Source organism: Usitatibacter rugosus (assembly GCF_013003965.1).
GTDB lineage: Bacteria > Pseudomonadota > Gammaproteobacteria > Burkholderiales > Usitatibacteraceae > Usitatibacter > Usitatibacter rugosus.
In genome coordinates this window covers 2,871,178-2,891,071 of the sequence record NZ_CP053069.1, presented here as the reverse complement: position 1 = coordinate 2,891,071, position 19,894 = coordinate 2,871,178, and the positions used below count along the sequence as shown (strand labels likewise).

General features: G+C 67.7%; 15 protein-coding genes. 2 read left to right on the top strand and 13 right to left on the bottom strand.

Translation table 11 applies throughout. The features are described 5' to 3' along the window. Positions 1-64 precede the first annotated feature (64 nt). On the top strand, positions 65-1,006 hold the full coding sequence (locus DSM104443_RS13615) for a CysB family HTH-type transcriptional regulator (RefSeq protein ID WP_171093096.1): 942 nt from the start codon (positions 65-67) through the stop codon (positions 1,004-1,006). Position 1,007: 1 nt separating this feature from the next. Here the strand turns inward: DSM104443_RS13615 and DSM104443_RS13610 are convergent, their stop codons facing one another. The 5 genes from DSM104443_RS13610 to DSM104443_RS13590 are packed head-to-tail and all read right to left on the bottom strand — an operon-like array spanning position 1,008 to position 6,994. Next, positions 1,008-1,709, bottom strand: a complete 702-nt coding sequence (locus DSM104443_RS13610) for a Rieske (2Fe-2S) protein (protein ID WP_171093094.1) — start codon at positions 1,707-1,709, stop codon at positions 1,008-1,010. Between the two features lie 10 nt (positions 1,710-1,719). Next, entirely contained in the window at positions 1,720-2,133 is a 414-nt protein-coding gene (locus DSM104443_RS13605; protein WP_171093091.1) for an LIC_13387 family protein, read from the bottom strand. Continuing rightward, a complete protein-coding gene (locus tag DSM104443_RS13600) occupies positions 2,130-5,216 on the bottom strand; it encodes an efflux RND transporter permease subunit (RefSeq protein WP_171093088.1) in 3,087 nt (1,028 codons plus the stop codon). The genes DSM104443_RS13605 and DSM104443_RS13600 overlap by 4 nt, the downstream gene beginning before the upstream one ends. Before the next feature lie 6 nt (positions 5,217-5,222). Then, positions 5,223-6,317, bottom strand: coding sequence for an efflux RND transporter periplasmic adaptor subunit (locus DSM104443_RS13595; RefSeq protein ID WP_171093086.1), 1,095 nt, complete (start codon positions 6,315-6,317; stop codon positions 5,223-5,225). Further along, positions 6,314-6,994, bottom strand: a complete 681-nt coding sequence (locus DSM104443_RS13590; RefSeq protein ID WP_171093084.1) for a TetR/AcrR family transcriptional regulator — start codon at positions 6,992-6,994, stop codon at positions 6,314-6,316. The genes DSM104443_RS13595 and DSM104443_RS13590 overlap by 4 nt, the downstream gene beginning before the upstream one ends. Positions 6,995-7,156: 162 nt before the next feature. Here DSM104443_RS13590 and DSM104443_RS13585 point away from each other — a divergent pair, with 162 nt between their 5' ends. Beyond that, positions 7,157-7,882: a FecR family protein gene (locus DSM104443_RS13585; RefSeq protein WP_171093082.1), complete on the top strand. Its 726-nt coding sequence runs from the start codon at positions 7,157-7,159 to the stop codon at positions 7,880-7,882. 322 nt (positions 7,883-8,204) lie between these two features. Here the strand turns inward: DSM104443_RS13585 and DSM104443_RS13580 are convergent, their stop codons facing one another. The 8 genes from DSM104443_RS13580 to moaA form a co-directional block, all read right to left on the bottom strand. Then, positions 8,205-10,148, bottom strand: coding sequence for a PKD domain-containing protein (locus DSM104443_RS13580; RefSeq protein WP_171093080.1), 1,944 nt, complete (start codon positions 10,146-10,148; stop codon positions 8,205-8,207). A gap of 11 nt (positions 10,149-10,159) precedes the next feature. Beyond that, positions 10,160-15,001 (bottom strand): Ig-like domain-containing protein, encoded by a 4,842-nt coding sequence (locus tag DSM104443_RS13575; protein ID WP_171093078.1) that lies wholly within the window; start codon positions 14,999-15,001, stop codon positions 10,160-10,162. Positions 15,002-15,108: 107 nt separating this feature from the next. Continuing rightward, entirely contained in the window at positions 15,109-15,555 is a 447-nt protein-coding gene (locus tag DSM104443_RS13570) for a PaaI family thioesterase (protein ID WP_246232936.1), read from the bottom strand. 5 nt (positions 15,556-15,560) lie between these two features. Further along, positions 15,561-16,829, bottom strand: coding sequence for a molybdopterin molybdotransferase MoeA (gene moeA / locus DSM104443_RS13565; RefSeq protein WP_171093077.1), 1,269 nt, complete (start codon positions 16,827-16,829; stop codon positions 15,561-15,563). Between the two features lies 1 nt (position 16,830). Further along, positions 16,831-17,382 (bottom strand): 2'-5' RNA ligase family protein, encoded by a 552-nt coding sequence (locus tag DSM104443_RS13560; protein ID WP_171093075.1) that lies wholly within the window; start codon positions 17,380-17,382, stop codon positions 16,831-16,833. Positions 17,383-17,384: 2 nt separating this feature from the next. Then, on the bottom strand, positions 17,385-17,969 hold the full coding sequence (gene mobA / locus DSM104443_RS13555; protein ID WP_171093073.1) for a molybdenum cofactor guanylyltransferase MobA: 585 nt from the start codon (positions 17,967-17,969) through the stop codon (positions 17,385-17,387). After that, positions 17,962-18,789, bottom strand: a complete 828-nt coding sequence (locus DSM104443_RS13550; protein WP_171093070.1) for a formate dehydrogenase accessory sulfurtransferase FdhD — start codon at positions 18,787-18,789, stop codon at positions 17,962-17,964. Before DSM104443_RS13550 ends, mobA begins: the two co-directional genes overlap by 8 nt. Further along, positions 18,790-19,875, bottom strand: a complete 1,086-nt coding sequence (gene moaA, locus DSM104443_RS13545) for a GTP 3',8-cyclase MoaA (RefSeq protein ID WP_171093068.1) — start codon at positions 19,873-19,875, stop codon at positions 18,790-18,792. Positions 19,876-19,894: the final 19 nt, after the last annotated feature.

Here is a 19,894-nt window from a genome sequence, read left to right as displayed (position 1 = left end):
ATATGCCTGAAAAATACTTTGTTGTGATATTCTTATAACCAACAGGTATATACAGGCCAAGCCCATGAATCTGCAGCAATTTCGCTACGTCTCGGAGGTCGCCCGGCGCGGCCTCAATATCTCGGAGGCGGCCGCGGCGCTCCACACGTCCCAGCCCGGCGTGTCCCGCCAGCTTCGGGAGCTGGAGCGCGAGTTGGGGTCGGAAATCTTCGTGCGCCAGGGCAAGCGGCTCACCGCCGTTACCGACGCCGGGCGCGAGATCGTCGCCGGGATCGACCGGATCCTCGCGGAGATCGGGAATCTCAAGTCCGTGGGCCAGGAATATGCGGACTCGGCCAAGGGCAGCCTCGCGGTAGCCGTGACGCACACCCAGGCCCGCTATGCGCTGCCGCCCGTGGTGACGGAGTTCAAGAAGCACTTCCCGCACGTGCGGCTGAAGCTGCTGCAGGGCAACCCGCACCAGCTCGCGCGCCACGTGCTCGATGGCGACGCGGACTTCGCGATCGCGACCGAGGCGCTGATGGAGTATCCCCAGCTGATCACGCTGCCGGCCTACCAGTGGCATCACTGCGTCGTGGTGCCCGCGTCCCATCCGCTCGCGAAGATGAAGCGCATCACGCTGGAGGCGATCGCGGAGCATCCCATCGTCACCTACGATCCGACCTTCGCGGGGCGCACCGCCATCGACCGCGTATTCCTCGCCCGCGGCCTCACGCCCGACATCGTGCTCACGGCGCTGGACTCGGACGTGATCAAGTCGTACGTCACGCTCGGTCTCGGCGTGGGCATCATCTCGGAGAAGGCGTTTCGCCCCGGCAAGGACGAGGGGCTGGTCGCGCTCGACGCCGCGCACCTCTTTCCCACGCAGACGACGCGCATCGCCTTCAAGCGCGGCGCCTACCTGCGGGGCTACATGGTGGAATTCCTGCGGCTCTTCGCGCCGCGCTTCCGCATCGAGGACCTGAAGCAGCTCGAGGCCGCTCCGCGCGAGAGCTTCGAGATCTAGCTCAGCACTGCGCCCACTGGGCGCTGTACGTGGCGAGCTCCTTTACCGTCGCCGTGCGGTCGACCTCGCTGCGCACGCGGTTGCCCATCTCGAGCTGCAGGCGGAACTCGAATTTCTTGAAGAACTCGGTGAACATCTCGCCGCCGAACGTGCCGACCGCGAACACCTCGTCGGCTTTCGCGTCGTGCTCGAGGAGGATGGTGGCGAGCGGCTGCGGCGCGGGGCCGGAGACCACGCGGGCACCGGCAGCGGGATCGTAGACGCTGCGGTCCGAGCAGCACGTGATGACCTTGCCCGGACCGGCCACCGGGCTGGGCGCATCGCGATAGCCGATGAAGCTCACCTGGCGCGTGGGGTACGTGAGCTTGTGCGCGCAGATCGCGGAATAGGCGACGACCGCCTTGCCGGGTCCGATGCCGCCTTCCCAGCGATACGTCGACCCCGACTCGGTGCGCAACTCGACGCCGCCGGGTGCGGGCTTGTCGAGGCGGATCAGGAAGCAGGGCGTGGAGGCGAACGGATAGTCGAAGACGTAGGTGACACCGGTCTTCAGCGCGGCCACGCGAAGCGGCTGCCCTCGCTCGTCGACGAGCTTCGCGCGCCGATAGTTGCGCGCGGTGAGCGTTGCGGCATGGCCAGCGCCCGGGAGGGAAAGCGCGGCCGCGGAGGCGGTGCAGAGTCCTACAAAGTCGCGGCGTTCCATGCCGCCAAGACTAAATGAAAGCGCGGGCGCTGGCGACGAGGAAGCACAGGGTCGCGAGGGCGATGCCGATGAGCGGAATGCGGAACCAGTAGCGCACCGCGAGCGCGAGGAAGGCGAGGCCCGTGGCGCCGGCGATCAGCAGCAGCGGCTTCGATGCGGCCAGGACTTCGGGATGCTGGACCGCGAGCGTGAGGTACACCGCGCCGAACACCATCGCGCCCAGGCTGTGGCTCGCGTTGAAGCCGACCCAGGCCTTCCACATCGTCGTGGCGCGGGTGATGCGCGGCGACGTGGCTTGCATCGCGTCCTTCACGGCCGCATCGCGCGGGTCGAACTTCGGCGTGAAGAAGGTGTAGAGCAGGTGCAGCGTGCCCAGCGCGGCGAAGATGCCCGCGCCGAGTGCGACCAGTGCCACGATGCTCATGCGGCCTCCTGGAGGGTGGGGCGACGCACGCGATACCACGCGGCGTAGAGCGCGGGGAGGAACACCAGCGTGATCACGGTGGCCACGACCAGGCCGCCCATGATCGCCACGGCCATCGGGCCGTAGAACGCGCTTCGGGTGAGCGGGATCATCGCGAGCACCGCGGCGGCGGCGGTGAGCACGATGGGACGCAGGCGTCTCACCGTGGCATCCGTGATCGCCTCGTATGGGTCGCTGCCGTTGCGGATGTCCTGCTCGATCTGGTCCACGAGGATCACGGAGTTGCGCATGATCATTCCCGCGAGCGCGATCGTGCCGAGCATCGCGACGAAGCCGAACGGCACGTTGAAGACCAGCAGCGCGGCGACCACGCCGATCAGCCCCAGCGGCGCGGTGAGCAGGACCATCGTGAGGCGCGAGAAGCTCTGCAGCTGCAGCATGAGCGCCGTGATCATCACGAGGATCATCACCGGAGCGACGATGGCGATCGACTTCTGGCCCTTGCCCGCGTCCTCGACGGCGCCGCCCGTGTCGATGCGGTAGCCGAAGGGCAGCTTCGAGCGGATCGCTTCCAGCTTCTCGTTCACCTGCGCGCTCACGACCGGCGCCTGGATGCCGTCCTTCAGGTCCGAGCGCACCGTGATCACCGGCAGGCGGTCGCGCCGCCAGTAGATGCCCTGCTCGAAGCCGTACGTGAGGTTGGCGATCTGCGCCAGCGGCACCGTGCGGCCGCGGCCGATCGGTACCGCGAGATCCTTCAGCAGGCTCATGTACACGCGCTCCTCGCGGGCGCCGCGCACCACCACGTCCACCTGCTTGTCGGCCTCGCGGTAGGTCGTGATCGCGGAGCCGGAGAGCACCGTGCTCAGGAACGCCGACAGCTCCTGCGTCGAGATGCCGAGCACGCGGGCGCGGTTCTGGTCGATGGTGAGGCGGATCACCTTCGAGGGCTCGTCCCAGTCGAAGTTGACGTCGCGGGTCCACGCGTTGTCGCGCATCACCTGCGAGACCTGGTTGGCGATGCCGCGGATCACTTCCTTGTCCTCGCCGATCACGCGGAACTGGACCGGGAAGCCCACGGGCGGGCCGTTTTCGAGGCGGTTCACGCGGCCGCGCACCTCGGGGAAGTCCTCGTCGAAGGCCTTGAGCAGCCGGGCGCGGACCCACTCGCGCGATTCGTTGTTCTTCGTGTTGACGATGAACTGGCCGAAGTTCGCGTTGACGAGCTGCTGGTCGAACGGCAGGTAGAAGCGCGGCGACCCGCTGCCCACGTAGGAGACGAAGTTCTCGATGTTGTCGCGCAGCAGCGGCTCGCCCATCAGCAGCGCTTCCATCTTCTTCACCTGCGCCTGGGTCGCGTCGATCGAAGCACCTTCCTGCAGCCGCAGGTCCACGATCAGCTCGGGGCGGCTCGCCGCGGGGAAGAACTGCTGCTGCACGAACTTGAAGCCGAAGATGGAAAGCAGGAAGACGCCGGCGGTCGCCGCGATCACTACGCGGCGGTGATCGACGCTCCACTCGACGACGCGGCGGAAGCGCTGGTAGAAGGGCTTGCGGTAGACCGCGCCCTCGTCCAGGTGCACGCCCGCCTTGCGGAAGTCCGGCAGCAGCTTGTAGCCGAGGTAGGGGACGAAGAGCACCGAGACGACCCACGACACCAGCAGGGCGGTGGTAGTCACGGCGAAGATCGAGAACGTGTATTCGCCCGTGGAGGAGCGCGCGAGCCCGATCGGCAAGAAGCCCGCGGCGGTGACGATGGTGCCGGTGAGCATGGGCATCGCGGTCGAGGTGTACGCGAAGGAGGCGGCCTTCGCCCGCTCCCAGCCTTGTTCCATCTTCACGACCATCATCTCTACCGAGATGATCGCGTCGTCGACCAGGAGGCCCAGCGAGATGATGAGGGCGCCGAGCGAGATCTTGTGCAGGTCCACGCCGGCCTGGTACATGAAGGCGAACGTGACGAAGAGCGTGAGAGGGATCGAAAGGGCCACGATGAGCCCGGTACGTAGCCCCAGCGAGACGAAGCTCACGATCAGCACGATGGTCACGGCCTCGGCGAGCGCGCGCGTGAACTCGCCCACCGAGCGCTTCACCGTGGCCGGCTGGTCGTTCACGCGGTCCAGCTCCAGGCCCACGGGGAGCTGGCCCTCGATGCGCTCGGTCTCGGCATCCAGCGCCTTGCCGAGCGCGATGATGTCGCCGCGCGGCACCATCGAGACCGCGATGCCCAGCGCGTCGCGGCCCATGTAGCGCATGCGGGGCTGCGCGGGATCGGCGAAGCCGCGCGTGACGTTCGCGATGTCGCCCAGGCGAAAGAGGCGGCCGTTGGCGCGGATCGCGATCTGCTTCACGCTCTCCACGGAGTCGAGCGCTCCGGTGGCGCGGATGTAGATGCGGTCGGTCGGGGTCTCGAAGCTTCCCGTCGCGGACACGGCGTTCTGCTGCTGCAGCGCCGCGAACACGAGCGCGGGCTCGATGCCGAACGTGGCGAGCTTCGCGTTGGCGAGCTCGACGTAGATCTTCTCGTCCTGCTCGCCGATCAGGTCCACCTTCGCGACATCCTTCACCCGCAGGAGCTGGTTGCGGATGCGATCGGCCGTCTCCTTCAGCTGCGCATAGGTGAAGCCGTCGCCGGTGAGCGCGTAGATGTTGCCGAAGGTGTCGCCGAACTCGTCGTTGAAGAACGGGCCGATCACGCCCTGCGGAAGGGTGAGGCGGATGTCGCCGACTTTTTTGCGGACCTGGTACCAGGTGTCCTTGATCTCCTCGGGACGCGAGTTGTCCTTCACGAAGACGAACACGACGGATTCGCCGGGCTTCGAGTAGCTGCGCAGGAAGTCGAGGCGCGGCGTCTCCTGCAGCTTCCGCTCGATCTTGTCGGTGAGCTGGCGCTCGACCTCCTCGGCCGAGGCGCCGGGCCACATCGTGCGCACCACCATCAGCTTGAAGGTGAAGTCCGGATCCTCCGCCTGGCCCAGGCGCAGGTACGAGCCGATGCCGATCGCCGCGAGCACGATCATGAAGAAGAGCACCAGCGTCTGGTGCTCGAGGGCCCACTCGGAGAGGTTGAAGCGCTGTCTCATCGCGCCCTAGCGCCCGTCGGCGACGGCGGCGGGCTTGCCGGACTCGGCGACGCGCACCACTTGCCCCGCGCGCAGCTTGTGCACGCCCGCGGTGACGACGACCTCGCCCGGTGCGAGGCCCTCGAGCACGGTGGCGCCATCCTCGCGGAAGGCCCCCAGCTTCACGCGGCGCAGCTGTACGGCGCTGGTCTTCGGATCGACGATCCAGACGGCGGGCGCGTCGCGGTCGCCGGCGATGGCACCGAGCGGCAGCAACGTGAGGCCCGCATCGACGGTCGGCGCGAAGAGCACGTTGGCCGTCATGCCGATGTATGCGGTGGGCGGCGGATCGATCGCGGCGACTTTCACGGTGTACGTGCGCGTCACGGCATCGGCGCCGCCCGCAACCTCGCGGATGCGCCCGCGGAACACCTTCTGCGGGTCGGCCCACAGCGAGATGCCGACGTCCTCGCCGACGCGGAAGCGCGCGAGCTGGCCCTCGGGTGCGTTCAGCACCACGTCCTTCTCGCCGGCGTGCGCGAGCTTGAGCACGGCCTGTCCCGCGGTGACCACTTGTCCCGGCTCGGCCATCGCCACCAGCACGACGCCATCGGCATCCGCGGTGAGCGTCGTGTAGCCGGCCTGGTTCGTGGAGATCGCCGCCTGCGACTTCATCTGGTCGTGCTTCGCCTGGGCCGCGTTGTAGATGTTCTTCTTCGCGTCGTACGCGCTCTGGCTGATGAACTTCTTGTCGAGCAGGTCGGCGCTGCGGTCGAGCTCGGACTTGGCGAGCGCGAGGTCGCTCTCGGAGGAGGCGGTCTGCGCGCGCGCGGCATCGGCGGCGAGCTTGGCGTCCTCGGGATCGAGGCGCGCGAGCACCTGGCCCTTCTTCACGCGGGCCCCCGCGTCGACCTCGCGCTTGAGGATCTTGCCGGCGATGCGGAAGCCGAGGTCGGTCTCGTAGCGCGCGCGCACCTCGCCCGAATACACGTCGCGCGCTGCCGCGGCGCCGGCCGCGACCTTCTGCGTGAGCACCGGACGGACGGCTTCGGTCGGGGTCTTGCTGCCGCCGCACGCGGCGAGCACCGCCGCGAGCGCGGCGAGCGAAAGGACGTGCTTCATCGCGATTTCCTTTTCGGCGTGGCCGGAACGCTGCCCGCGGTCATGCCCGACCACAGGGCGCGCAGCGCCGCCTCGATGTCGCGCTCGTAGTCGCGCTTGATGAGCTTCAGCTCCGGACGATTCATCGCCGCGCCGAACCGCTCGTTGGGATGCAGGAGCTGCCACAGCCCGACGATCAGGCCGTAGCTGTGCAGGAAGACCACGATGCCCTGGCCCGGGGAGAGCGCGGGGAAGTGCCGCTCGAGCGCGGTACCCGCGGCGGCGAGGGTCTGCGCGACGCGGATCTTGAACTCCAGGGCCGTCTCGAGCGGGATCTCGCGGTCCATCAACCCGAAGCAGCGGCTGGTGAGGGCGAGGCAGCCGGGCGCGCGGATGAAGTGCTTGCGCGTCACCTCGAATACGGCATCGAAGTCGATCTCGCCCGGTCCGTCCAGCAGGCGCATCACCTCGGCGAAGAAGCGCGCGACGTGGCGCTCATGGAGCGCCAGAAGCATCTCTTCTTTGCTGGGGAAGTACAGGTAGACCGTGCCCTTGGCGAGCCCGGCCGCCGCGGCGACCTCGGCGACGTTGGCGACGCGGGTGGGGTGCTCGTTGAACAGCGCTTCGGCCGCGTCGAGGATGGCGTTACGCCGCTCCTCCTTGTCCGCCTCCGCGACGGCGCGTTGCTTGACGGCCATAAATGACTCCGGGTCAGTTGACGGCCAGAATAAATGACCCGCGGTCACTGGTCAAGTGTGATTTTCAGCATTGGGGAACAGCGACTTAGCTGTGATAATGCAAACATCTAAGGGAGGAGGGTGGCCGTATAGCCCTCATACGAAAAGAAGAGGTAAGCGCACATGAAGCGATTCGGTGAAGCCGAAGATCCTCGGCGCCGTTGGCTGATCCAGGCCCTGGCGATGGGTGCTTTTTCGGGGGCGGGAATCGAGGCCCTCGCGCAAGTCCTGGGCAGTGCGCCTTCCAAGCTGCCCGCCGGCAAGTCCGTCTACCGCGTGAACGGCACGGTCCTCATCAACGGCCAGGCCGCCACCACGGAGTCGAAGATCGGCGCCGGCTCGACCATCCAGACGGGCAAGAACAGCGAAGTCGTCTACGCGGTGGGCGAGAGCGCCTTCATCCTGCGCGCGGACAGCAACGTGCTGGTGGAAGCTCCGCCCGCCGATTCCCTGGTGGTCACGGGCATCAAGCTCCTTACCGGCAAGCTGCTCTCGGTGTTCCCGAGCCGCCGCCCGGTGTCGCTCACGACGCGCATCGCCTCCATCGGCATCCGCGGCACGGGCGTCTACATGGAAGCCGAACCCGACCAGACCTATTTCTGCACCTGCTACGGCGTGGCCGACGTCTCTGCCCTCAACGATCCGGAGAGCAAGGAAACGGTGGCCGCCAAGCACCACGACCGTCCGCTCTACATCCTCGCGAACGAGCAGAAGGGCAAGAACATCCGTCCCGCGCCGTTCGTGAACCACACGGACCAGGAGCTGGCGCTGATCGAGACGCTGGTGGGGCGACAGCCGCCTTTCGTCTTCCCGAAGAGCGACTACATGGGGCCGCGGCGCGGGTACTAGTCTCGCTCGCGCAAGAAGAAAGCCCGCTTCGGCGGGCTTTTTTTTCGCTCTTGTTTCTTGTTAGACCCCAACCCCCTAAGCTTTTCACCACGGAGGCACGGAGAACACGGAGGGCCACGGAGGAATCTTGAAATCGCAGTTGCGGTCACCGTGTAGCGATCAGGATCGCGTTACTTGAGATTCATTCACGTGTTTCTCCGTGGCCCTCCGTGTTCTCCGTGCCTCCGTGGTGAAAAGCTCTAGGGGTTTGAGGTCCAGGTCCGGGCGCCAGCCCGCAAAGAAAAAGCCCGCCGAAGCGGGCTTCTCCCGGGTCGCGCAGCGCCTACTGGTAAGGCGCGCCGTTCGCGATCCAGTTATAGAACGTCTCGTACCGCGCCCGCGCCCCGCTGCCGGCTTCGGCGTCCACCGCGAAGCCGGGCTGGAGCAGCCCGCCGTGGTGGTTGCCCGAGGGCTTGCGCAGCAGCGCGCTCGCGCTGGGCTCGGTGAAGTTCACGCGGCTGCGGACCTCGGCGTAGAACCAGAGGTCGTCGGTCGCGTCGCCCACGATGCCGTCGTCGTTGCGGTCGATGTTCGAGTAGAAGAGCGGCGGCCGCGGCAGCTGCCCATCGGGGGCGTGGCAGTTGGTGCACCCCGCCGTCTGCAGGATCTCCTTGATGTGCGAGAACCGGATGTTGGCCGGCGCGACGGGAAGGCCTTCCTGCACGACGATCGTTTGCTGGGCCGGGGCGCTGGTGAGGTTGTTGCCCGTGATCACCAGGCGCACGACATAGGTGCCGGGTGCCGCCGCCGTGAACGTGGGCGAGGCCGTCGTCGGGTTGGCGAGCGTCGCGTTGCCCGACACGACCGACCATTGATAGGTGCTCGCGAAGACGCTGTCGCTGGAGATGAGCGTCGTCGAGCCGGGCGCGACCACGCGCGTGGGTCCCAGGCGCGCGATCGGGCGGCCGGGCAGCAGCGGCGCACCGGCCGCGTCGCGCGACGCATGGCCCTGGGCGGCGAGGAACGTGGCCACGGAATTCGGGCCGGGAGCGCCTGCGACGTAGAACGCGTCGTAGACGATCTTCGCGAGCGGCATGTTGCCGCGCTCCTGCACGTGGACCTTCACGCGGTCGTTGAACGCGCGGAATTTCTCGTACGAGTCGAAGTCGAGGTCCGAGTTGCCGCCGCTGCCGCGCATGATGTGGCAGGTGCGGCAGGAGGGCTTGACCACGTTCTCGTAGAGCGTGGACTGGCCCGCGGTGACCCAGCCCGTGGGCACGTATTCGTCCTTGAACGTCGCGTCGGGCAGGCCGTCGCCGCCGTAGTAGGCCTTGATGAGCGAGGCCGCGGTGCCCTGCCATTCGCTCGGGCTGGCCGGGCGGCGGCACTGGTCTTCCGGCGCCGTGGAAGCCGTGGGCAGCGGATACGTGCACAGGATCCACTTGTTGATGATCTTGATCGCCGCTTCCTGCTCGGAGCGCGTGAAGCCCGCACGGTCGCTGAAGCCGAACACATCGGGTTCGAACGGATGCATGTGGCCTTCGACGTCGCCACGGCTCTTCGATTCGGAGAAGCGCACGAGGTTGAAGCGCGGCTTGCCGGTGGCATCCGGCGGCGTGAGCGCGTCGCCGCGGCCGCCGTGGCAGGTGATGCAGGGGCCGGGCATGGCCTTGGTGCCGCGGCCATCGAGGTCGACCTGCGTGGCGCGGATGCCCGTGGTGGAGCTGAAGTTGTACCACTTGGCGAAGGCGACGCCGCCGTTGGGACCGGGGCTGAACTCGATCGCGTTCACGCCGATGAAGCGGCTCGGGTCGCGCACGATCGCCGCCTCGAGGTTCAGGTTCGAGTACGCGTAGTCCGCGCCGGTGCGCACGAGGTAGTTCTCGACGTAGAAGGCGAGCGTGCCGTCCGGGTTGCGGCGCGCATTCATGCGCCGGCCGTAGCCCAGGTCGCGCTGGTCGCCGAAGACGACCGTGATCTCCTGCCCCGTGCCGGTCTCGAAGCCGTTCTTCACCTTCCACTTGGCGAGCGTGTCGCGCTCGTTGTTGGGATCGATCGCGCGGTAGTAGGCGTTGGCATAGTCGTCCACCGTGGTCTGGACCACGCCGGAGTCCTGCACCTGCGGGTTCGGGAACATCAGGAACTTGTCGGGACCCGACACCGGCGCCACGGGGGGCGGGGTGAACTGGGTCGGCGTGTCGCCCGGGCTGCCGCCGCCGCCGCACGAGGCGACGAGCACTGCGGCGAGGAGCGCCGCGGCGCGAGCGGGAAGGTGTCTTGCGGTCATGCGGTCATCCCCTAGAAGCGGAGCAGGTACACGATGGAATACTGGTTATCGATGTATTTCAGCGGGCCGCCGGCGTCGAAGCTGGGCTTGTGCGACGGATCGGTCTGCACGCGGCGATACGAGAAGTCGAGCGAGTCGCGCGGGCCCAGCGGCCGGTTGTAGCCGACGGTGCCGAGCACGGTGCGCGCATCGAGGCGGTAGGCCACGAGCTGGTTCTCGAACGCGTCGTCGATCACGAACACGTCGGCGATCGCGGCGTTGGTGAGCGAAGGCAGGCCCGAGGCGAAGGTGTCGCCCTTGCGGTATTCGCCCGACACGTACACCAGCCCGTTGCGGCCCAGCGAGTAGTCGAGGTTCGCCTTGGCCACCCAGTCGCGAAGCTGGAACACCTCGCTCTTGCCCTCGCGGCGGTTGCCGCCGGCTTCGGCGAAGAGGTCGATCTTGTCGGTGATCGAGCGCCGCGCGTTCACGCCGAGGAAGTAGCGCCCGCCGGTACGCAGGCTCGACTCGTACTGGTCGTAGATCGCGCTGCCCTTGATGGCGAAGGTCGTGGCGTCGAAGGCGCCCGAGGTGCGGTACTGGACCTCGCCCGACGCGCCGCCGGAGAAGCGGCCCAGGCCGGCCCAGCGGCGGAACTTCTCGCCGGTGACGAGCGGCGTGGCGACCAGGCGGAAGTTGGTGCCGATCGGGACCACGTATTCCTGGCCGACGCCGAGGCTGAAGAGGCTGTCGGAGCGCTTCTCGCTGTCGAGGCGGCCGCGGCTCACGTTGTCGTCGTAGCTCGCGCCGAAATCGACGGAGATGGGGCGCGCCAGGGACGAGGACGTGAAGCGGAACGGCGGCAGGTCCTTGAAGTCCAGATCCTGCACGGCGACCAGGCGCACCGACTGTACGTTCTTCGAGCCGGAGTTGCGCTCGACCGTGTAGTCGAACCCGAGCTTGAGGCCGCCGGAGACGAGGAAGTCGGAGCCGATGCCGAGCAGCACCGAGTTGCGGCTGGTGCCCTTGCTCGAGACCGAGTACTCCGGTCCCCCGAAGAGGTCGGCGTAGTTGAGCACCGTGGTCTTGTCGTCCTGGAACTCGCGGCGATACTCGACGCGCAGGCGCGGGATGACGCGGCCGTAGTCCATCTCGTGCTGCGACTCGGCTCGCAGGCCGACGGCGCCCGCGGAGTTCTTCTGCGTCTGGCCGTTGAAGACGAGGTTGTACTGGTCGGCGCCCGTTTCGGTCGCGGTCTTGAACTTGTCCTGCGCGAAGTCCAGGCGGCCGTACGGCGAGACGAGGATGCCGTCCTGGCGCCATTCGTAGCCGCCGGCGAGGGAGCCGAACACCTGGTCCACCTTGCGCGTGGCGGTCGCGAACTGGCCGAGCTCGGTCACGTAGCGCTGGCTGTCCATGTCGATCGTGCCCAGGCCCACCATCATGTCGAGGTAGGTCCGCGCCGAGGGCTGGAAGCTGCCGTAGAGGGCGAACGACGAGCCGCGCGACTTGTTGTTGGTGCCGTTGCTGCCCACGCCGGTGCGATCGCGCGCGTAGCCGCCGCCCAGGCCGACCACGAGGTTGTCGGCGAGGCGCTTGTCGATGCCCGCGCTCATGCCGTCGGTGCTGAAGCGCGAGCCGCTGCGGCCGCCTTCGCTGTCCAGCTCGCCGAAGGTCGCGAGGCCCGCGATCCAGACGCTCAGGCCGCTGCGGATCTCGGTGGCGCCGTTGAGCCCGACGGTCTGCGAGGCGGCGAGGCTGATGAGCGAGCTCACGAGCGGGCTCATGCCCGGAATCGTCGCGCCGGCGCTCGGCGAAGCACTGCCGTCCGCGCTCGGGACGAGCGAGGTGGGTGCGCCCGCGGGAGCCGGAGCGCTGCTGGTGGGGGCGGTCGCGCCGCCGGCCGGAGCCGCTTCGGGCTTCACCGGCTTCTCGGGGAAGGCCGAGTCCGGGCCGCGGTGGAGGGTTTCCATGCGGCGCTGGAAGTTCGACACCTGCGCGCGCGTGAATCGCGAGGGCACCTGGGACTGCGCATCGACGAGTCCGCGGACATCCGGATCGTCGCGCGGGTCGGGGCGGCCCGTGACCGTGATGCTGATCGTGGCCGGCGTCGACGAGCCGAGGTTGCCGAACGCGACGTACTGGAACGAGTCGCTGCCGAAGAAGTTGTGGTTCGGCGTGTACGTGAACGTGGTGCCGTTCACTTCGATCGTGCCGTGGGCGGGCTTGCGCGTGACGGTGACGCCCGTGACGCCGGAACCGGAGATGAGCGACGCCGTGTCGATCGAGCGCGACGAGTTCAGGTCGACGACCAGGGAGGCCGGGTTGGCCACCGGCCTCAGGGACCCGACGGTGATCGTGACGGTTGCCGGAGGCGAGGTGCCGGCGCCGTTGCGCGCGACGAACGTGAACTGGTCCGGGCCGAAGTAGCCAGGCGCGGGGGTGTAGGTGGCGATGTTGCCCGACACGGTGAGGCTGCCGTGCTCCGGCGCGACCGTGATCGTGTATCCGGTGGTGATGCCGGTCACGAAGCGCGTGAGGTCGATCTGCGTCGGCGTGTTGAACGACGTGGTGACCATGCCGCCCGTCGTCTGGGCGATCTGCGGGTTCACCGTGATGCGCACGGTGCCGGCGCGCGAGGGGCCGCCGGTGCCGGTCACCATGTAGGTGAAGGTGTCGGAACCGGTGAAGTTCGCATTCGGACGGTAGCTGATCACGCTGCCGCGAACGATGAGCTCGCCATTCGCGGGGACCTGCGGGAAGTTGATCGTCCCGCTGTACGTGCCGGTGATGCGCGAGGCGAGGTCGACGTCGACCAGCGTGTTGAACGGCACGGTGATCGTGACATCCGGCGTGATCGGCGCGTTGCTGTAGAAGACGCGGATGCGCGCCGGGGCCGACGTGCCGCCGGGGCCGACCGCCTGGTAGAAGAACGTGTCCGACACCACGAAGTTGGCGCCCGGCGCGTAGGTGATCACCGTGGGCGAAGTCACGCTGGCAGTGCCGCTCGTGGCCTGGGTGCTGATCGTGAGGCTCGAGACGACGCTCGTAATCAGTGCCGAGACGTCGATCGGCGTCGGCAGCGTCGCCGAGACGTTCACGTCGATGGCGGTCGCGGTGGGGGCCGCCGGCGGCTGCACCGTGAGGGTCACGGTCGCGAACGCCGACTGGCCGGTGGCGTTGGTGGCGCGGTATTGGAAGCTTGCCGCGCCGATGTATCCGGCGGTCGGCGTGAACGTGACGACGGTGCCGACGACACCGACGGTGCCGTTCGTGGCGTTCTGCGTCGTCACGGTGGTCGGCACGAGGATCGTGGACGGCGCGATCAACGTCGCGACGTCGATGGGCGTGGCGGTGTTGTACGCCACGTTGGCCGTCGTGGCGGCGGCCGTCGGAGCCGGGGGATTGACGGGGACCGAGATGGTGCCCAGCGTGGGCGAAGGACCGCCCGAGCCGGTGGCCGTGAACTGGAAGGTGCCCGTGCCGAAGAAGCCAGCGGTCGGCGTGAAGCGGATCACGTTGCCGGCCTGGAAGACGGCCGTGCCGTTGGTCGCCGCTCCGGCGACCGCGACGCTCGTGAAGGAGCCGGCGATGAACGACGAGACATCCACGTCGATGAACGTGTTGAACGGCGTCGCCGCCGATGTGCCGTTGCCCGCGACCGGGGCATCGGTGGGATTGAGCGTGATGGTGCGGATGGTCGAGGCGGCAGTGCTTCCCGTCGGGCCGAGGACCTGGTAGGTGAACGACGTCGTGCCGGAGAAGCCGCTCGCCGTGTACTGGAACGTGGTGGCGTCCAGGACTGTCACGGTGCCTTCGCCCGGAGGCGGCTGGGTCACGATCGAAAGGGGCGACGTGCGCGTGAAGCCCGCGTACTGGGCCAGGGCACTGATGTTGCTCACGCTGCCGGCGGATGCGGGGATCGCGGGTGCGGTGAAGGAGTTGGCCGTGGGATTCGCCGGCTGGCTCACGGTGATCGTCACCGTTGCCGAATCGGAGAGGCCACAGGCGGTCGGGCCCGTCGCGGTATACGTCGCGCTGACGGTGCCCGAGTAAGTGTTGCCGGTGGCGGTGTAGCGCACCGAGCTGGTTCCGGTTGTGACGAGCGTGCCGACGCCGGTCACGGCGCCCAGCGAGATGCCCGTCGGCGTGCCGCCGCCGCCGACTGCGATGGAACCTCCGATGTTGAAGGTCTGCTGCGAAGTGGAATAAGCAATCGGCCCGATGTTCGCCGCGTTGGCCGAGAACGAGGGAGCGGTGACGGTGATGTTGACCCGGCGATTCGACGTATCCGCGCGTCCCGTGCCCTGGATGTCGAAGGCATCGGAGGCGCATGTGTTGTCGGAAGCCCGGTGCGAGTAGTTGATGTTGAAGCTGCTGGGCGTGCCCGTGGTGAGGGTGCCATGCGAGGGCGCGAGGGTTCCGGCCTTGGTCGTGAGGATGACGGCGCCCCCCGGGGCGCCGCCGTCGTTGACCAGGTTGTCGATGAGGATGGCGTTGGTGGTGTCTCCAAAGGCCACCGACCGCGACTGGACGAACGGTCCCAGCACCTCGGGGTGCTGGAAGTAGGTGTTGAGCTCGGTGGCGATCGCGCCCACGGCCGCGAGCTGGCCCGCGGAGAGGCCCATTCCATGTCCCGTGGGCGTCGCGTCGTTCGCCCGGACGATGACCGTTGAGGCGCCTGCCGCATTGACGCGGGCGCCGTTCAGTCCGTGGCAGTTGGCGCAGAGCTGGGCGTCCCAGTTCGGCGTGGCGGGGGGCACGGCGGCGGCGGGGAGGGCAGCGCCCAGGGCCAGCGCGAAGGCGAAGCCCGGGGTGACGAGCCGGAGGAGCCGACCGAGATGGACGGCGGGGGTGCGCGGGGCCTTCTGCATGTTCTTGTGCCCTCCCAAGGGCCTGTATTTCTTATTGATTCGACTGCGTTTTTAGCTGATTCGACTGTGTTTTTACCCCACCCCTGCATGCATTACAAGGAGAAAAATCACTGTTTCCGGGGAAGGATCAGGCAGGTAGTCGTTCCATGGGCCAAAAGACGCCCTTCCGAGTCGGTCAGGCGGGCCTCCGAGGTGGCTACCCGGCGGCCGGCATGGACCACGTTGCCCTCGGCCCGCACGGCCATGCCCGGGGTGATCGGGCGGACGTAGTTCACCTTGATCTCGAGGGTCGTGAAGTTGGAATCGGCGTCGAGCGAGGAGAGCACCGAGAGGGCGAGCGCGCTGTCGAGGATGGTGGCCGCATAGCCACCGTGGACCGTGCCGATGAGGTTGAGGACGTTCTCGCCCGGATCCCCGCTGAAGACGATCCGTCCCTTCGACACCTCGACCATCCGGAAGCCCACGTGGTCGCCGATCGGCACGTTGCCGTACTCGCCGGAGACGATCTTCTGCAGGTATTCGAGGCCGGTGCCCGTGCGGTCCAGCGCGGACACGGCCTTCAAACGACGCCCTCCAGCAGCTGGACGTCGACGGTCGATCCGGCTTCGACGTTGCCCACGTCGTCGCCGAGGATGATGAAACAGTTGGCATCGCTCATCGATTTCAGGATTCCGGAGCCCTGCTCGCCCGTGGGTCGCACCGTCCAGCTGCCGTCGGCGCCACGCGTGAGGATGCCCCGCTGGAATTCAGTACGTCCGGGAGCCTTCTTCAGTTTCAACGTGCACACGGCCTTGAAGGACGGCACGGGATCGACCGGGTTCGCGCCCATGAGGATCAGCATTGCCTCGCGCACGAACTGGTAGAAAGTGGCCATCACCGAGACGGGGTTGCCGGGCAGGCCGAAGAAGTGCGCGCTGCCGATCTTTCCGTAGGCGAGCGGGCGGCCCGGCTTCATCGCGATCTTCCAGAAGACGACCTCGCCCAGCTTGGCGAGCATGGCCTTCACGAAGTCCGCCTCGCCCACCGAGACGCCGCCGCTGGTGATCACGACGTCGGCGCTCGCGGCCGCTTCCTGGAACGCGCGCTCGATCAACGCGGGGTCGTCGCGGACGACGCCGAGATCCAGCACCTCGCAGCCCAGGCGCGTGAGCATTCCGTAGAGCGTGTAGCGGTTGGAGTCGTAGATCTCGCCTTCGCCGAGCGTCGTGCCGATGCCCTTCAGCTCGTCGCCGGTCGAGAAGAACGCGACGCGCAGCTTCCGGTAGACGGCGATCTCGCCGATGCCGAGGGAGGCGATGAGCCCCAGCTCCGACGGGCGGATCACGCGGCCCTTCGCGAGCGCCACCGAGCCGCGCTTGAGATCCTCGCCGGCCTCGCGCACGTTCTGCCCGGTCTTCTGGCCCGCGGCCATCGCGACCTTCGTGCCTTCGGCTTTCGCGCGCTCCTGCATCACGACCGTATCCGCGCCCTCGGGCACGACGCCGCCCGTCATGATGCGCACGCATTGTCCGGCGCCGAGCGTGCCTTTGAAGGGACGGCCCGCGAACGAGGCTCCGATCTCGGTCAGCGTGGTATCGCCCGTGGCCGCGAGGTCCGCGCCGCGCACCGCCCAGCCGTCCATCGCGGAGTTGCGATGCGAGGGCACGTCGACAGGCGAGATCACCTCCTCGGCGAGCACGCGGCCCAGCGCGTCGCGGATCGGCACGCGCACGGTGGCGCGCACGGGCTCGAGGAACCGGAAGATGAACTCGCGCGCCTTCGCGACGGGCATCGAGTTGGGGTCGTAGTCGTCGGCGCAGGAAGCCTGGGCAATCGTGAGCGTGGCCATGTCAGCGGGAATCCAGAGGCAGGGTGTTCAGACGTTCGATTTTACCGTCCGCACGCCACGAAAGCAGCGTCACTTCGCGGAGCACGCTGCTGAACTCGCCGTGGAATTCGGCCTCGGCCTCCGCGAGCGCCGCCTCGTAGCGCTCCGGCTCGGGCTGGCGGGCGATCGTGATGTGGGGCTCGTAGGGGATGTCCTTGCGAAGATGCGGGCGGATCGAGCGCGTATAGAGGGTGTCGTGGAATTGCATGACCGCGGCGGCGCCGCGCGTGGCCATCAGCATCACGAACTCGTTGCCGACCCCGCGCACGGGCCGGAACGTGACCGCGATCGGCGGCCAACCGGAGGCGACCTTGCGCACGTGCGTCTCCACTTGCAAGGCCGTGAGCGCGGTGGGGAAGGGGAAGACGAGCGTGAGATGCGCGGCGATCGTCGTGGCCTGCGGGTCGTGGCGCCGCCGATACGACTCGATGCTCTCCAGGTCTTCGAATGCGGGAAACCACGCGACCGCGAAGCGGGGCAGCGGCGGCCGGGGCGCACGCAGCGCTCGGCCCAACGCTAGCCCTTGGGAGGCTCGAGGCTCGAGAGCTCTTCGCGCGTGTTGATGTTGAGGAAGGCGTCGGGCTCGTCGTCGAACGCGACCTCGATGAAGCGGATGCTCGCGTACCAGCGGTCGATCTTGCGCTGGCCCGAGGCGAGGAATGCGGTGAGCGACGCGTGGACCTCCCGGCGCATGAGGCAGAAGACGGGATGGGCCTGGTCGCCGGTCTTCGCGACGGCGAGCTCGGCATTGCGCCCCTCGAGGGCGCCCCGCAGGCGCTCGACGAGATCGCGCGGCAGGAAAGGCGAATCGCACGGCACGGTGACGACGAGGGAGCCCTTCGCGTGGGCGAGGCCGCGTTCGAACCCCGCGAGCGGACCGGCGAAGCCGGGGATCTCGTCGGCAATCACGCGGTGCCCGAAGCGCTCGTAGGCCTCCGGGTTGCGGTTCGCGTTGACGAGCACTTCGTCGACCTGGGGAACGAGGCGCTCCAGCACGTGCTCGACCATCGGCTTGCCGCGAAACGGCTGCAGCCCCTTGTCGACGCCGCCCATGCGGCTGCCCTGGCCGCCGGCGAGGACGAGGCCCGTGACCTCAACCATGCGCGAGAGCGGCCTTCTTCACGAAGCGATGCTCCCCGGTGAAAAGCAGGTAATGCTTGTTCACCGCGCGCCCGATCATGGTGATGCCGACCTTCTCCGCGATCTCGTGGCCCATCTTCGTGAGGCCCGAGCGCGAGACGAGGAAGGGAATGCCCATCTGGGCTGCCTTGATCACCATCTCGGAAGTGAGGCGGCCGGTCGTATAAAACACCTTGTCCTCGCCGGTCACGCCCTCCAGCCACATCCATCCCGCGATCGCGTCGACGGCGTTGTGGCGGCCGACGTCTTCGACGAACGTGAGGATCTCGCTACCCTTCGCGAGCGCACAGCCGTGCACGGCGCCCGCTTGCTTGTAGATGGATTCGTGCAGGCGCACGGCGTTCAGCAACGCGAAGAGTGTTTCCTCCTCGAGCTTCACGTCGTCCGTGAGCTTGATCGAGTCGATGTCTTCCATCAGGTCGCCGAACACGGTGCCCTGGCCGCAGCCGGTGGTCGCGGTGCGCTTCTCGGTGCGGGCATCGAGGTCTTCGAGGCCGTTCCTGGTGGTGATGGCCACCGCGTTCACTTCCCAGTCGACGTTGACGGCGACGATCTCCTCGATCGACTTCACGAGCCGCTGGTTGCGCAGGAACCCGAGCGCCAGCGCCTCGGGGGCCGCGCCCAGGGTCATCATCGTGATGACTTCCTTCTTGTCGACGTAGAGCGTGAGGGGATGCTCGCCGGCGATGGGCGTCGGGACGATGGCGCCGGTCTCGTCACGCGCGTCGACCGTGTACGTGGCGGGGCGGGCCGCGTGCGAAAGCTGCGGTTTGTAGGCCATCTAGCCGCCGATGTACGACATCTCGACCTTGCGGGCCTTCGCCGTTTCCTCGGTGCGGACCTGCGAGTAGCGGTCCTCGCGCCGCTGCCACACCGCGGCGACCGCCTCCGAGATGGCGGCATCGCTCGCACCGCCGCGCAGCAGCGTCTTCAGGTCGAAGCCCTTCTGCGCGAAGAGGCAGGTGTAGAGCGCGCCGTCGGTGGAGAGCCGGGCGCGCGTGCAGGTCGAACAGAAAGCCTCGGTGACCGAGGAGATCACGCCGATCTCGCCCTGGCCATCCTTGTAGCGCCAGCGCTCGGCGACCTCGCCGGTGTAGTTCGCATCCACCGGCTCCAGCGGGAACACGGCATGGATGCGGCGGATCACCTCGGAGGAGGGAATGACGTCATCCATCCGCCAGTGATTCGTGGAGCCCACGTCCATGAACTCGATGAAGCGAACGATGTGGCCCGTGCCGCGAAAACGGCGCGCCATGTCCACGATCTCGGGATCGTTCACGCCACGCTTCACCACCATGTTCACCTTGATCGGCCCGAGTCCGGCGCTCGCGGCGACGTCGATCGCCTCGAGCACGCGGGCGACGGGAAAGTCCACGTCGTTCATCTTCCGGAAGGTCGCCTCGTCCAGCGAATCGAGGCTCACGGTGACACGCTTCAATCCCGCGGCCTTCAGCGCAGCGGCCTTGGCCTTCAACGCCGAGCCGTTGGTGGTGAGCGTGAGGTCGACGTCGGGGAAGGCCTCCGAGAGCATTCCCACGAGCTTCTCGATGCCGTGGCGCAGCAGCGGCTCGCCACCCGTGAGGCGGATCTTCTCCATGCCATGGCCGCGGAAGATGCGCGCCAACCGCACGATCTCCTCGAACGTGAGCAGCTCTCCCTGGGGAAGGAAGGCGTAGTTCGCGTCGAACACTTCCTTCGGCATGCAGTAGACGCAGCGGAAGTTGCAGCGGTCCGTGACCGAGATGCGCAGGTCGTGCAGCGGCCGCGCGAGCGTGTCGGCGAGGCGGCCAGGGGTGACGGGCGCGCTGAGCGGCGGCGCGCTGGCATGGCGGGCCACTTGCACGAGCGGGATGACGGTTTTCGACATGGCCTTGAATTATAGTGTC